Genomic DNA, 12,219 nt, shown 5'->3' with positions numbered 1-12,219 from the left:
AGCATCATGACCTCCACGATTTCAGGATTTCCGGAACTCCTCGACAGAGTGGCCAGCCTTGCCGACAATCTCGCGCTGACCGCCGCGCATCACGACGCGACCAGGGAATTCCCATTCGCCAATTTCGACCGGCTTCACCAGGCGGCGCTGCTTGGCCTGGTCACGGCGCGCGAACATGGCGGCTTCGGTGGCGGGCTGACGGAAGCACAGGCGGTGATCGCCGAGATTGGCCGTGGCGAGCCGTCGACGGCGCTGGTGCTGGCCATGCACTACAACAGCCAGTATGCGATGCGGAAATCCGGAAAATGGCCGCGCCATCTGGTTCAGCGGATTGTCGAGGCCGGCCGTCTTGGCCCTGCTTTGATCAACGCCGCGCAAGCCGAGCCGCGGATTGGCTCGCCCGCCCATGGCAAGCCGCCCGAAACCATTGCCCGGCGCGACGGCAATGTCTGGCGGATATCCGGCCACAAGAACTACGTCACCGGCATTCCTATTCTGAAATGGGTGAACTTGCTGGCGCTGACCGACGAGCCGCAGCCGCGTCTGGCTTCATTCCTGGTGCCGACCGACGCGCCCGGATTGCGCGTCGAAAAGACATGGAACGCCGCCGGCATGCGGGCGACGGCCAGCGACGACATCATTCTGGATAATGTTGCGGTTCCTGCCGAAGACATCACCGAGGCGCAGCCGGCATCCGAGCCGCTGAGGCGCGAGGAAGGCGCGACGGCGTTCTTCTTTTCGCTGATCGGCGCTGTCTACCACGGTGCCGCCCGTGCTGCCCGTGACCGGCTTGTCTCCTTTGTCAGCACGCACGCGCCGGCAAGTCTTGGTGCGCCGCTGTCGACCGTGCCGCACATCCAGGCAGGGCTCGGTGAGATCGAGGTCAGGCTTGCGAGCAGCACGCGGCTGCTGCGTTCGCTCGCCGAAGATGTCGACGCCGGCCGGCCTGTGGGCACCGACGGCATGACGGTCAGGCATGTCGTCATCGACAATGCCGTTGCCGTCACCTCGCTGGCGCTGGAGCTTGCCGGCAATCCAGGCCTTAACAGAGATTTCCAGCTTGAGCGCCACCACCGTGATGCGCTGACCGCCCGTTCCCACGCACCGCAGAACCACATGATCCGCACGATCGCCGCCAAGGCGACGCTCAGCCGCCATACCGCCCGGCAGCTGGCCGAGACACCGGCTATTGCCGCTGGCAAGCCCAAGCTCGCGGCGGTCGGTTGAGCGCCATGACAACAGAACATGTCGAAGTCGCCATCATCGGCGGAGGCCCCGGCGGCCTGACACTGGCGCAAGGCCTGAAGAAGAACGGCATCAGTGTCGCGGTCTTCGAGAAGGACCGCGCCCGCACCGACTATGTCCAGGGTTTTCGTCTGCGCATCCGCCAGCGCGGCATCGATTCGCTGATCGCCAATTTGCCGCCGGAACTCTACGACGCTTTGGTCGCCACGCTCGGCCAGGCGCCGGATCGCAACATCCTGCTGGACGAGAATTTCAAGATCCTGGGCGAGGATGCCTGGGGCGGCGGCAACGCGCTGGGCGAGGCCGACGACACGCATATCGAAAAATCGGTAAGCCGTATCACGCTGCGCCAGGTGCTGCTCTCTGGCCTCGACGGCATCATGCGCTATGGCAAGGTCTTTTCACGCTACGACGAGCAGCCGGATGGTTCGGTCGTCGCGCATTTCGAGGACGGTTCGGCAATCCATGCCGATGTGCTGGTCGGAGCCGACGGCGCCCGCTCGCGCGTGCGCCAGCAACTGGTGCCGCATGCGCGAAGCTTCGACACCGGCGTCAGGCGCCTGGCCGGCAAGATGACGCTGCATGCCGCAGCCCTTCACCAGATCTCGCCGCTGCTACTCGACTACAATGCCGGCGTCAGGCCAACCGAAGGTCATGGGCTTATGGTCACCAGCCACAGGGTCAATGCCGACGCATTCCGAAAGCATGGACTGATCGGGCTGGACGACGCCACCCACAAGGATTTTTCCGGTTTCCATTTCAACAACACCACCAGCTATGTCTGGTGGAACACCGCCTATGAAAAGGACGAACTTGCCACGGACGACGCGCTGGCAAAGCTCTCCGGTTCAGAACTGATTGACCTGCTGATCTCGAAGATCGCCCACTGGCACCCGGAAATCCTCAACCTCATCCGCTACACCGACCCATCGACGGTGGCGCTGCTTCATGTCCACAGCTCCGAACCTGTCGATCCCTGGCCGACGAAACCGGTGACGTTGCTTGGCGATGCCATCCACGCCATGACCTATTTTCGCGCGCTTGGCGGCAACACCGCGATCTACGACGCCGGGCTGCTGGTGCCGGAGCTGATGGCCGCCAAACGCAGCGACAAGCCGCTTCTCCAGGCGCTGTCGGAGTATGAGGCCAAGATGCTGGAGCACGGCGCCAAAGCCGTGCGGTCTTCGCTGACGGCGATGCAGAAGAACGTGCTGGCGGGCCGTCGCCGCCAATCGGAAGCCGCCGAATAGTGGCCCCGAAAAAATCGCCTGACAGTGCTCCTGCCCTACGCCGCTTCCACCAGGCTGGCCGACTGGAAGTCATACAAGAGGATCGCGATCTCGAAGCCGCGCCGCTGCAGCCAATGCGCCGTCGTCGCCGCGCGGACACCGAGCAGATCGTCGATCAGCACGACGCGCGCGCCGCGCACGGCGATGGTGCGATAGGCGATACCGAGCAACTGCCCGCCCTCAGACGCGATCGACCCCGGAATATGCGCTTCGGCGAACTCGTCGGGCGTGCGCACGTCAAGCAGGTAGGTCGTCCGCTTTTCGTCCTTCGCCCAGTTCGCGGCCGTGGCCGCATCGATGCGGGGAAAGCTGTCGCCTTCGGCAAGCTTTGCAATGTGCTTCCCGGCGAAACGCTTGGCATCCTCGCTTGCCGGACCATAGATTGCGGTCTTGCCGGTTTCGAGTGCAAGACCGGCCTCGCGCCATGCCTTGGTGCCGTCGTGCAGATAGGCGACCCGGTTGGGCACGCCGGCATCGATCAGCGTCTGCGCCCCGATGATGGCGCGCGGCAGGCCGGCGCAGGAGACGACAACCTGCGTCTCCGGTGACGGCACTAGGTCGGCGAAGCGCAGCACCAGCTCGGCGCCCGGCACGCTGATGGCGCCCGGCACATGGTCCTTTTCGAACTCCGCCACCGTGCGGCTGTCGAGCACCACCACGTCGGCGCCTCGGCCTCTGAGCACCGCGAGCTCTTCAACGCTGACGACCGGGGTCCCCTTCTCGTCGCGGATCGCCAGCGAAAAATCGACGCCCGGCGTATCGAAGGTCGGCAGGCCTTCAACGCCGCTTTGCGTCCATTCCGGAATTCCACCGTTCAGCGAAAACAGCTGGGTACGGCCATACCCCACCAGTCGTTCGACAAGTTGCTCGGCAACGCCGCTGCCGTCGTCCGCCAGCACGGTGCGCACCGATTTGCGCGGGATGAAGCGGTCGATCTCGGCCTCGACCTGAGCCGCGGGCAGGTTGGTGGCGAACAGCGGCGATGCGTATCCGACAGTCGCGCTGTCGCGAATGTCTAGCACCGCCAGTTCTTCGCCATCCGCCAGCCATTGGCGAAACATTTTCGAATCGATCGTCCTGTCGCTCATGATGCTTTCCTCTCTTGCTGTTCAGCGGCGCCACGGATCGGACGCGCAAGGCCGAGGTTCTCGCGCAACGTCCCGCCTTCGTAAGCAGTCCGGAACAGACGCCGCCGCTGCAGCTCCGGAATGACGAGGTCGACAAAATCGGTGAGGCCCGTCGGCAGGATCGGCGGCATGACGTTGAAGCCGTCCGCCGCGCCACCGGCGAACCACTCCTCCATCATGTCGGCCACATCCTTTGGCGTGCCGACGATCTGGAAATGGCCGCGCGCGCCGGCAACGGCGAGATACAATTGGCGGATGGTCAGGTTCCGGCTCGCGGCCAATTCGGAAACGACTTTCAGGCGGCTCTTCACGGCATCGGAACTGCCCAGTTCCGGCAACGGTCCGTCGAGTGAATGGCCGGAAAGATCGACACCGCCGAGCAATCCTGAAACCAGCGCCACACCAACCACAGGATCGACCAGGCGCTGGATCGCATCGAACTTGCCCTCGGCCTCCGTGCGTGTCGGCGCGACGACCGGGAAGACACCGGGCATGATCTTCAAGCTGTCGGCGGAGCGGCCAAACGAGCCCAGCCGGCCTTTCAGTTCGCCGTAAAAGCCGCGCGCCGATTCGATGGTCGGGTGGGCGGTGAAAACCACCTCCGCCGTCCGCGCCGCCAAGTGCTGGCCGGCATCGGACGAGCCCGCCTGGACGATGACGGGATGGCCCTGCGGTGGGCGAGCGACGTTGAGCGGTCCCTTGACGCGGAAATGCCGGCCGGCATGGTTCGGGGCGTGGATGCCGCGCCGGTCGATGGCGATCCCCGAAGCCTTGTCGGCGACGAAGGCATCGTCGTCCCAGCTGTCCCAAAGCTTCTGCGCGACAGCGACGAATTCCTCGGCGCGGGCGTAACGGTCGGCATGAACGGGATGCTGGTCGAGGCTGAAATTCGCCGCCGCCGGCGCATCGGCTGAGGTGACGACATTCCAGCCTGTCCTGCCGCCGCTGAGATGATCGATCGAAGCGAACAGCCGCGCCAAGTGGAACGGCTCCCAATAGGTGGTCGAGGCGGTCGCAACGAGCCCGATCCCTTGCGTGATGGTCGAGAGCGCCGACAAAAGCGTCAGCGGCTCGAAATGCACGACATGGCCGGTGCGCTCGAAGGTCTCGATCGGCTGCTCGCCATTGCGCGCGCTGAGACTGTCGGCCAGAAACACCATGTCGAACAGGCCACGCTCGGCAGTGCGCGCGGCGTCCGCATAGTGCTGAAAGCTCAGGCCCGGATTGGCAGGCACATCGGGATGGCGCCAGGCAGCGACATGATGGCCCGGTCCGCGAACAAAGGCTCCAAGCCTTATCTTTCGATTTTCAGTCATCAGCGGTTCTCGGGCTGGTCGCAAAGGGCGTTCCTATCTAGCGCCTGCCAAACCCGCTGAGTGAAAGAATGCCTTTCGCCAGCTGGCAATTATTGTTTTTTGACATCGGGTTACGGGAAAGCACGATGATCGTTGCCGGGGCGATGGGCTAGAGCCACGACCACCGGCGTCGCAAAGGTTCTTGATGCTTCATACCCCTTCCTCCCCTCGCTCAATCATCATTGTCGGCGGTGGCTTTGCCGGTGCGGTCACAGCGATCAAATTGCTTGACCATTCGACCGAGCCGCTGGCGGTCACCATCATCGAGCGCCGGGCCCAACTCGGCCGCGGTGTTGCCTACAGCACCTGCGATCCGAACCATCTCGTCAACGGCGCGGCGCGCATCTTCTCGCTGCATCCGGACGATCCCGATCACCTCGTTCGCTGGCTTATGGCGAATGGGCCGGAGCACGGCTGGACACCGCCCGAGGATGTCCCGGACTCAAGCCCGCCGCGCTGGCTGTTCGGCAGCTATGTCCAGTCGGAACTGACGAGAGCGATCAGAGAAGCAGACCCGCGTTCGTCGCTGCGCCACATCAACGCATCCGCCGTCGACATGCTGACCGGCCCGTCAGGGGTATGCGTCGGCACCAGCGATAGCCAGCAATTGCTGGCCGATGAGGCGGTGCTGGCAACCGGGGTGTTCCAGAGCCAGCCGTCCACCACGGAAGCAGCCGTCGTCAGCGATCCCCGTTACGTCGCCAATCCCTGGGATTCGGCGGCGCTCGATCGGCTCGCCGGCAGCAAGGAACTGCTGCTGATCGGCTCCAGCCTGAGCATGGTCGACGTCGTCGCCAGCATGGAAGCGCGCGGCTTCAAGGGCGGTTATCGCGTCGTGTCGCGGCGCGGACAGATCGTCGAACCTCGGCGCAACACGGAAGCGTGGCGCGATTTCCTCGCCGGGCGGCCGCTGCCGAAAACCACCAGGGCGCTTCTCGCACTGGTCAAGGCCGAACGCCGGGCAATCGAAACCACCGGCCTGGACTGGCAAGGGCTGCCGCTGACGATCCGGCCGTGGATCCTGGCCTTGTGGCAAGGCGCCACCGACAGGGAGCGCTTGAAGTTCGCACGCCATCTGCGCGCCTTCTGGGATGTCACCGCGCACCGCGCGGCGCCACCGAGCTTTGAGCGCGTGGCACTGGCGCGAAGCCAAGGCCGTTGGACGGGTGGAGCGGGACGGGTGCTGGCACTCCATCCGCAGGCAAATGGGATCGTCGCTGAAATCCGCTGGCGCGATACCGGCGCGGTCGAACGGCTGCGCTTCGACGGCGTCGTCAACTGCCGCGGCCATCAGGAGCATGACTGGCGGCGGATCGCCGATCCATTCGTCCAGAACCTGCTCGAAAACGGCATCGTCAGGCCGCATGCGATCGGCTTCGGCATCGACGCCACGCATGACGGCCAGGTGATTTCCCGTGATGGCGAGACCCATGGCAATCTGTTCGCCATCGGCCATCCGCTGCGCGGTGTCGCCTGGGAATCGAGCTCAATCGGCGAACAACTGGCGCAGGCCATAGCCCTTGCCGGCCTTCTGGTCGGCGCCAGCCCAAGGCTGCGTGCTTTGGCCTGAAGTTACCGGCTTTGCGAAATGGAAGAAACGAAAAGGCCGCAGCTCGATGCGGCCCTTCTCTCATGATTGCCCGGCAGATTTAGGCGTTCGGGTCGAGATAGGCGTCGGCGAAATTCGCTGACAGGCCTTCGGCGCCAGGCGCGTAGTTCTTGACGGTTTTGCGGGCGATGATGATGGTCGGTGGCGCGATCAGATTGATGATCGGCAATTCATCGGCGATGATCTCCTGGAACTTGAAGAAGAGCTGCTTGCGCTTGGCCTCGTCGAGCTCGACCGATGCGGCTTCCAGCAACCGGTCAACCTCCGGGTTCTCATAGTGCGCGCCGTTGGAGAACGGCAGCCCTTTCTTGATGTTCTTCGACCAGTAGAGCCGCTGCGCGCCGGCGCTCGGATCGAAGATGTTGCCGCAGGATTCCGTCGACAGGTCCCATGTGCGGTCGGTGTAGATGGTTTTGACATAGGTGCCGAAATCGAATTTTTCGATCTCGGCATCGATGCCGATCTTGGCTAATGCCTGCTTGAGGAAGTCAGCATAGCCCCACGGGTTGTAGGGATTGTTGGTGAGCCTGAGCTTGAAGCGAATGCCGTCCGCTCCCCGCTTGAAGCCGGCCTCGTCGAGCAGTTTTTCCGACAATGCCGTATCGACGGTCGCGGCCTTTACGTCGGGGTCGAAATACTTCTTGTTGACGACGCTGATCGGCGTCGGCGAGACTTGGCCATAACCGTAAAACACGATTGCATTGACCGCGTCGAGGTCGATCGCGTGCGCGATTGCCTGACGGACCTTCTTCTCCTTCAGGATCGGGTTTTCGAGGTTGATGATCAGTTGGTGCAGCGGGCCGCTATAGGTGAAGACCGTGCTGTCGACGACGAATTGCGGCAGCGCGTTGAAACGCTCCAGATCGGCGAAGGCCACAGGGTTCGGTCCGATGTCGACCTCGCCCGTTTCGAGCGCCGCGGCGCGCGCGCCCGGATCGGTGATGAAGCGGAAAATGATCCGGTCGAGATAGGGTTTAGGCGCATCCCAATAGGTCGGGTTCTTTTCGACGAGGATGTGGCTGCCCTTCACCCATTCCTTCAGCACGAACGGCCCGCTGCCGATGATCTGCTCGAAGGACGGATCGTCAGCCGGCTTCAGCTTCTCGTAAATGTGTTTGGGCACGACAGGCGATTCCGTCGCGGCCAGCCCCGAAATCAGGGCGGCGGACGGCTTCGACAATTTGATCTTTACGATATACGGGTCCGACGTGTCGATGTCGGTGACGTTCTGGAAGGTGATGCGCCCGCGCGGATGCGCTTCGCGCAGCCGGGAGATCGAAAAGGCCACGTCCTCGGAGGTCAAATCATGGCCATCGCTAAACTTCACCCCCTGGCGCAGCTTGAAGACGTATTCGAGCCCGTCGTCGCTGATCGACCATTCGGTGGCCAGTTGCGGTCGCGGATTGAGATCGTAGTCGTAGGCGAGCAGGCCGTCGAAAATCTTCGGACCGATGGTGGCCGGTCCGCCAGCGCTGGTGTTGATGGAAACGATCTGGTTGGGCTCGGGATAGTAGACGAAGTTGAGCGTGCCTCCGGCCACCGGCTTTGCGTCTTCTGCGAATGCCCCGGCGGGAAGTGCTGCACTCGCGCCGGCCAGCAGCAGGAACTGATTGAACAGGCGTCGGTTGATGGTCATGGTCGGTACTCCGAATTGGCGCGATTTATCTTTCATGGAGAAAAGTCGGGATCGTCGTTTTCACGCGCCGGTCCCAACCAGAGGGCTTGCAGAACGCTTAGGCGTTTGGCGCGAGCCATATCTGCGCGAAGCTGTTGTTGATCCCCTGAGCGCCGGGCGCAAAATCCCGGACCTTCTTGTTGGCGACGATCTGGGCGCCGGCGGCGACCAGATCGACCGACACCACGTCGTCATGGATGATGTGCTGGAATTTGTGCCAGAGCTCGCGCCGCTTGGTCTCGTCGGGCTCGATTGCCGCGGCTTCGAGGATCTGGTCAACCTTGGGGTTTGCATAGTGGCTAGCGTTGGAGAAGACGAGGCCGATCTTGAAGTTCTTCGACCAGTAGGCGCGCTGGACGCCGAGCGTCGGATCGAAGGTGTTCGACAGCGACTCGACCACCAGGTCCCAGGCGCGGTCGGTGTAGACGGTCTTCAGGAACGTCGACAGGTCAAGCTTGAGGATCTCGGCATCGATGCCGACCGTCGCCAACGACTGCTTGATGAAATCGGCATAGGACGCCGGCAGGAACGCGTTGTAGGCAAGCCGGAGCTTGAAGCGCGTGCCATCGGCGCCACGCGGATAGCCGGCGTCGTCGAGCAGCTTCTCCGCCAGTTTGGTATCGGGCTCGCGCGCCTTGATGCTGCGGTCATACCATTTGGGCAGCGCCGTGCTGATCGGGCTCGGCGATACCTGCGCATAACCGTAGAGCGCGATGTCGACCAGCTTCTGCAGGTCGATTGCGTGGGCGATGGCAAGGCGCACATCGCGCTTGGTCAGGATTTCGTTCTCGTAGTTGAAGAACAATTGCTGCTGTGGGCCGGAATAGGCGTAGGTGTTGGTGTCGACGACCAGAGCGGGGTTTGCCTTCAGCCGTTCGATGTCGGCCAGCGGCACGGGATTGGCGCCGATATCGATCTCGCCGGTTTCAAGAGCCGCCGAACGTGCGGCCGGGTCGAGGATGACGTGCAGGACGATGCGGTCGAGGTAGGGCCGAGGCGCGTCCCAATAATCCGGATTGCGGTCGAAGATCAGATGGCTGCCGGGCACCCATTCCTTGAGAATGAAGGGACCGGTGCCGATCGTCTGTTCGAGCTTCGGCTGTTCCGCCGGCTTGAACGTTTCGTAGACGTGCTTCGGCACAATCGGTGATTCCGAGCTGCTCAGTGCCGTGATCAGATAGGGCGCCGGCTTTGAAAGCACGATGATGGCGGTGTGCGGATCGGGCGTCTCGACCGCGGTCACGTTTTGGTAGGTGATGCGGCCGCGCGGATGCGCCTCCTTCAGCCGGAAGATGGTGAAGGCAACGTCTTCCGACGTGAAGTCCTTGCCGTCATGCCATTTGACGCCCTCGCGCAGTTTGAAGGTGTAGCGCAGGCCGTCATCGCTGATCGACCACTCCGTCGCCAGCAGCGGTTTCGGGCTGAGGTCATAGGCGAAATCAAGCAGACCTTCATTCACCTTGGGACCGATCGCCTGGCCGGTGCCCGACGAGGTGTTGATTGCAATCAGCGACGTGGGGTCGGGATAGTAGGCCCAGTTGAGCGTGCCACCCTGGACCGGCGTTCCTTCGGCAGCGAAGGAAACCCCGGGCAATGCGAAGCTCGCACCGCCAAGCAACAGCAGCTGGTTGAAATGACGACGATTGACAGACATGGCCTTGAGCTCCGGAAAACGGCTTCGATGGCATCCGGCGGCCGAACACACTCCGGCGCCTCGACGCGATGATCTCTGCCACGCCGCAAAACCGGAAGAATGATTTTCTATCGTCTGCCGAAAGCACCGCTTCGCACGACCGTTTCATTCCAGGATCTGGCAACGCTGCTCGACGCCCAAATCAGCGCTCCGATCTTATTTCTACAAGAATTGTAGACATTACGATTTTTTAGATTTCCGTTCCCGCTGCCGCGACGCTGCGGCAAACGAAATTTTCCACCGAGCACTTTAGCGCAAAGCCCGCCCTCGTCGCGCCCGGCCTGAACGTGTTGAATGCGCTCTATGGTCGATCTCATTCGCGCAAAATCAAGGAAGCTGCGGCCGACGTTGGCGAGGCTTCCGCCGCTGACGTCGCTTCGCGCTTTTGTCGCAACCGCCCGCCACCTGAGCTTTACGCGGGCGGCCGAAGAACTCCATGTGACGCCTGCCGCCATCGGCCAGCAGATCCGCCTGCTCGAGGATCACCTCGGTCAACCGCTGTTCCATCGCAACCGCGGCGAGCTTCTGCTGACGTCGGCCGGCCAGGCGCTGATGCCCGGCCTCACCGAGGCTTTCGACGTCGTTGTCGAGTCGGTCGCGCGGATTTCCGGCGACGAGGAGGATGCGCCGATCAAAGTGTCGGTCGCGCCCTCCTTCGCCAGCAAATGGCTGATCCCGCGCCTCGACGCACTGCGCGACGCGGTACCCGGCCTAGAAGTGCTGGTCAACGCATCGACCAGGCTTGCCGACTTTGCCAGCGAAGACGTCGACTGCGTCATCCGCTACGGGTCGGGCGCCTATAGCGGCCTGCTGACGGAACGGCTTTTTTCGGAAGCGGTGCTGCCCGTCTGCAGCCCGGAATTTGCTCGCATGCACGGTCTCTATCGCGGGCCGGAGGGCCTGCGTGAAGCGCCGATCCTGCATGAGGACGGACCGGAACGCGATCCAAGCTGCCCCGACTGGAAGGGCTGGCTGAGATCCAACGGCCTGTCCGGCCGGCTTGTCGAGGGCGGCATACGGCTTAGCCAGTCCTCGCTGGTTCTCGACGCCGCTGCTGCCGGCAAGGGCATCGGTCTTGGCAAATTTCGGCTGGCCGAACCCGACCTTGCCGCGGGGCGTCTGGTCAGCCCATTCGGCTCGCCGCAGCCGGTCGAGTTTTCCTATTATTTCGCGACGACGCCGCACAAGGCGAAGCTGGCGACGGTCGAGCGCTTTCATGCCTGGCTGAAGGCCGAGGCGCGTCGGCTTGGCGCGCTCGACTTCACGCCGCCGGTGCCGCTGCCGGCTCGCATCGCCATCGTCGCTGCGGAATAGTCTCACCTCGGTCTCTCGCGAGCAGGCGCGCGCCCCTATTTGAGTTTGAAGCCGAGCGCTTTAAGCGCTTCGCCCAGGCGATCACGGCCTTTCAGCGCTGCTTTGCTGCCGATGCGGTTCGACATCAACTCCGTCCAGTCGACCACAGGCATCGCCTGCTCCTGCTGGAATGAACGAAGCGTCCGGTTGTAGGTTGCAAGATCGTCCGGATCGAGGTCTGACTGATAGCGCTCGCGGTGCAGCACCACAGCCTGGGGCAGTCTGGGCTTGATGTCAGTCGCAGCCAGGAGATCGGGATAGCCGACGGTCAGGCCGAACACCGCCACGGTTTCCGGCGGGAGGCCGAGTTCGCGCGCCACCTCCTGCGGATGATTGCGCATCGCGCCGATGTAGCAGGAGCCGAGCCCGAGCGCATCGATCGCCACCACCGCATTCTGTGCGGCAAGTGCGGCGTCGATCACGGCCAGCAGAAGACTCTCTTGGTAGTCGAGGCCCTCGCCCACCCGTCCGTTTGCCTCGGCAATAGCGCGCAGGCGCGACAGGTCCGCCAGCCAGACCAGCACCAGCGGCGCCTGCTCGATATGGCGATTGACCGCCGCCAGTCCGGCAAGCCGCGCCTTGCGCGCCGGATCCTCGACTGCGATGACGCTCCACGCCTGGAGATTGGAAGAGGTCGGGGCCGACTGGGCGGCAGCGACGATCAGTTCGAGCGTGCCATCCGGCAGCGGCTCGACGAGATAGTTGCGGACCGAGCGATGCGAAAGGATCGCCTCGAGGGCTTCGTTCCAGTTGCCGGTATGCGCGCTTTGCGGCGCTCGATAACGCCGCCGTAGCGCCGCTTCACCACGTAGGTCGGCGTCGGAAGGGCGGATGCTGAAGGCGGCCGGCTGTGACATTTTCTTCCCTATTTGG

The 12,219-nt window shown here is 63.3% G+C and carries 9 protein-coding genes; 4 read left to right on the top strand and 5 right to left on the bottom strand.

Going from position 1 to position 12,219, the window contains the following annotated elements; all coding sequences use genetic code 11:
* Positions 1-6 precede the first annotated feature (6 nt).
* Positions 7-1,227 carry an acyl-CoA dehydrogenase family protein gene (locus tag NKJ28_RS27275; RefSeq protein WP_352637672.1) on the top strand — a complete coding sequence of 407 codons (1,221 nt, stop codon included), beginning with the start codon at positions 7-9 and terminating at the stop codon, positions 1,225-1,227.
* 5 nt (positions 1,228-1,232) lie between these two features.
* Entirely contained in the window at positions 1,233-2,495 is a 1,263-nt protein-coding gene (locus NKJ28_RS27270) for an FAD-dependent oxidoreductase (protein ID WP_352637670.1), read from the top strand.
* A gap of 35 nt (positions 2,496-2,530) precedes the next feature.
* Here the strand turns inward: NKJ28_RS27270 and NKJ28_RS27265 are convergent, their stop codons facing one another.
* Both NKJ28_RS27265 and NKJ28_RS27260 read right to left on the bottom strand, forming a co-directional pair.
* Positions 2,531-3,622: a rhodanese-like domain-containing protein gene (locus tag NKJ28_RS27265; protein ID WP_352619559.1), complete on the bottom strand. Its 1,092-nt coding sequence runs from the start codon at positions 3,620-3,622 to the stop codon at positions 2,531-2,533.
* Positions 3,619-4,980, bottom strand: a complete 1,362-nt coding sequence (locus NKJ28_RS27260) for an LLM class flavin-dependent oxidoreductase (protein WP_352622123.1) — start codon at positions 4,978-4,980, stop codon at positions 3,619-3,621. Before NKJ28_RS27260 ends, NKJ28_RS27265 begins: the two co-directional genes overlap by 4 nt.
* Before the next feature lie 181 nt (positions 4,981-5,161).
* On the opposite strand from NKJ28_RS27260, the gene NKJ28_RS27255 reads away from it, so the two are divergent.
* Entirely contained in the window at positions 5,162-6,586 is a 1,425-nt protein-coding gene (locus tag NKJ28_RS27255) for an FAD/NAD(P)-binding protein (protein WP_352637668.1), read from the top strand.
* A gap of 79 nt (positions 6,587-6,665) precedes the next feature.
* Here the strand turns inward: NKJ28_RS27255 and NKJ28_RS27250 are convergent, their stop codons facing one another.
* Together NKJ28_RS27250 and NKJ28_RS27245 are read right to left on the bottom strand one after the other, a co-directional pair.
* Positions 6,666-8,261, bottom strand: coding sequence for an ABC transporter substrate-binding protein (locus NKJ28_RS27250; protein WP_352622002.1), 1,596 nt, complete (start codon positions 8,259-8,261; stop codon positions 6,666-6,668).
* A 97-nt stretch (positions 8,262-8,358) separates the two neighbouring features.
* Complete coding sequence (locus NKJ28_RS27245) at positions 8,359-9,954, bottom strand: ABC transporter substrate-binding protein (RefSeq protein WP_023679442.1); 1,596 nt, start codon at positions 9,952-9,954, stop codon at positions 8,359-8,361.
* Between the two features lie 342 nt (positions 9,955-10,296).
* Here NKJ28_RS27245 and gcvA point away from each other — a divergent pair, with 342 nt between their 5' ends.
* Positions 10,297-11,307, top strand: a complete 1,011-nt coding sequence (gene gcvA / locus NKJ28_RS27240; protein WP_023679440.1) for a transcriptional regulator GcvA — start codon at positions 10,297-10,299, stop codon at positions 11,305-11,307.
* A gap of 35 nt (positions 11,308-11,342) precedes the next feature.
* Here the strand turns inward: gcvA and NKJ28_RS27235 are convergent, their stop codons facing one another.
* Positions 11,343-12,203, bottom strand: a complete 861-nt coding sequence (locus NKJ28_RS27235; RefSeq protein ID WP_023679439.1) for an NADPH-dependent oxidoreductase — start codon at positions 12,201-12,203, stop codon at positions 11,343-11,345.
* Between the last annotated feature and the right edge of the window lie 16 nt (positions 12,204-12,219).

Origin of the sequence: Mesorhizobium sp. M0145, from assembly GCF_040322355.1 — a bacterium.
GTDB lineage: Bacteria > Pseudomonadota > Alphaproteobacteria > Rhizobiales > Rhizobiaceae > Mesorhizobium.
This window is presented reverse-complemented; position numbering and strand designations above follow the sequence as displayed.

Excerpts from the sequence above, each read along its gene's own strand:
- NKJ28_RS27275 (WP_352637672.1), top strand. The coding sequence starts at position 7 with ATGACCTCCACGATTTCAGGATTTCCGGAACTCCTCGACAGAGTGGCC.
- NKJ28_RS27270 (WP_352637670.1), top strand. The coding sequence starts at position 1,233 with ATGACAACAGAACATGTCGAAGTCGCCATCATCGGCGGAGGCCCCGGC.
- NKJ28_RS27265 (WP_352619559.1), bottom strand. The coding sequence starts at position 3,622 with ATGAGCGACAGGACGATCGATTCGAAAATGTTTCGCCAATGGCTGGCG.
- NKJ28_RS27255 (WP_352637668.1), top strand. The coding sequence starts at position 5,162 with ATGCTTCATACCCCTTCCTCCCCTCGCTCAATCATCATTGTCGGCGGT.
- NKJ28_RS27250 (WP_352622002.1), bottom strand. The coding sequence starts at position 8,261 with ATGACCATCAACCGACGCCTGTTCAATCAGTTCCTGCTGCTGGCCGGC.
- NKJ28_RS27245 (WP_023679442.1), bottom strand. The coding sequence starts at position 9,954 with ATGTCTGTCAATCGTCGTCATTTCAACCAGCTGCTGTTGCTTGGCGGT.
- gcvA (WP_023679440.1), top strand. The coding sequence starts at position 10,297 with ATGGTCGATCTCATTCGCGCAAAATCAAGGAAGCTGCGGCCGACGTTG.
- NKJ28_RS27235 (WP_023679439.1), bottom strand. The coding sequence starts at position 12,203 with ATGTCACAGCCGGCCGCCTTCAGCATCCGCCCTTCCGACGCCGACCTA.